Genomic DNA, 1,773 nt, shown 5'->3' on the forward strand with positions numbered 1-1,773 from the left:
GCCCAGGCACAGCAGGGTGGCCTCCTTGGGCAGGGTCTTGCCTTTGGGCCCGGCTTTTCTGGAGCAAGCCGCAGCCAACAGCAGCGCAGAGCAGGCAGCGCCCAGCAGGAGTTGGCGGCGAAGGGAATGGTGATGCGAGTCCATGCGTCGTGCCGGTTTATTTCAGGTTATCGGGTGGAGCCGGGTGCGCGGCCGGCGCCTTGTCTTCCGGATGCAGCTGCTTGCGGCTCAGCGAAGGGATGATCAGCATGCGCACAGTCTAACCATGCCAAAGCGCATCTGGACACCACTGCAAGCGCGAGGTAATGCAAGGGTAATCACTGCGTAATGACGGGGTAAAGCTCCGTTTGCCTTACACGGCATTCACAAGAGCGGGCCAACAATGGTTTTACTGAAGCGCAAAGGCCTTTGAAAGCAGCGATTCAGGAGCAGCCCCCACGGCCGCTTGCCGAGACGGAGATTTATCGCCGCCACCGCAAGTTGCCCACCGGGTTGCTGGCAATCAAACGCATAAGCATTCCAAGGAGAACCCCATGAAATCGAAATTCCTCACTGTCTCATTGCTGGCCTCAGCCCTGTTCGCCGGGCTGGGATTTGCACCTGCCATGGCGCAGGGTACTAATACACCCGGCATTGACCAGGCGCAGCAAGCCATCAGCGCGCGTATTCAGCAGGGTCTGGCCTCCGGCCACATCACGCCGTCCGAAGCGCAGGTGCTGTACCGCCGCGACCAGGAAATCGCGGCTCGCGAGGCACGTTTTAAATCCAACGGCGTTGCCACACCACAAGAGCGCCAGCAGCTGCGCGCTGACCTGGACGGCCTCAGCGCCGAAGTGGAACGCATGATGAACAACCGCGATGTGGCGGGCAGGCCTGGCAATGCCGGCAATACCCCCGGCATCGACAACCGTGAATTCCAGATCAGCCAACGCATTGACGAAGGCGTGCGCACGGGTCACATCACGCAACGCGAAGCCGCCAGGCTGCACCAGCGTGAACGCCGCATTGAGCGCCACGAGGCCCAATTCAAGTCCGACGGCGTGGTGACCGCGCAGGAGCGCCGCCAGCTGCGCAACGAGCTGACATCGCTGCGCGACGACGTGGAACGCATGATGAACAACCGCCGCCGCGGTTAAGCGGTTAAGTAAAGCGCTGTTCGGGGGCGCCGCCACGCGGTGCCTGGACAGCTGCCATGCGCAAGCAAGGCGCGCCGGTGCCTATTGAGGCGCCGGCGCCTTTTTTTTGCCTGCTGCATCGCGCGTGTTGCGCCGGCGTGGGCGGCGGGCGCACGCTTCAGGCGTGTCATTGACCTGCATCAATACGCGAGCAGCGGGCGGCTTATAAAGTGGCTTTTTTTTCTGCGTCGCCGCACGCATTCAGCTATGCCCATAGAGCTTTACCGTGACGACAGGCATGCCTGCCTGATGTTCACCGACCTGATCGAGGAAGACGCGCATGCCGTCCAGTCCAACCAGTTCCTGATTGTCGACAACGGCACCGGCGCCGTGATCGACCCGGGCGGCAACCTGGCGTTCAACGAATTGTTCCTGGGCATGTCGCGCCACTTCAGCCCGCAAAAACTGTCTTACATCATCGCCTCCCACGCCGACCCCGACATCATTGCCTCGCTGGACCGCTGGCTCACGTCCACTCCGGCACAGCTGGTGATCTCGCGTGTGTGGGAGCGTTTTGTGCCGCACTTCACCAAGGTCGGCAAGACCGAGCAGCGCCTGGTCGGCGTGCCCGACAGCGGCGGGCGGTTGCCGCTGGGGC

The 1,773-nt window shown here is 62.4% G+C and carries 2 protein-coding genes; both read left to right on the plus strand.

The window, feature by feature from the left end; genetic code table 11:
* The first annotated feature begins 533 nt into the window (after positions 1-533).
* The gene (locus AC1DWI_RS21650; protein WP_477671518.1) at positions 534-1,136 is read left to right on the plus strand and encodes a hypothetical protein; all 603 of its coding nucleotides are present in this window, start codon (positions 534-536) and stop codon (positions 1,134-1,136) included.
* A gap of 246 nt (positions 1,137-1,382) precedes the next feature.
* On the plus strand, positions 1,383-1,773 hold a 391-nt coding region (locus AC1DWI_RS21655), incomplete at its 3' end, for an oxygen-binding di-iron domain-containing protein (RefSeq protein WP_477725731.1).

It is taken from the genome of Polaromonas sp. P3_C2 (assembly GCF_056402675.1).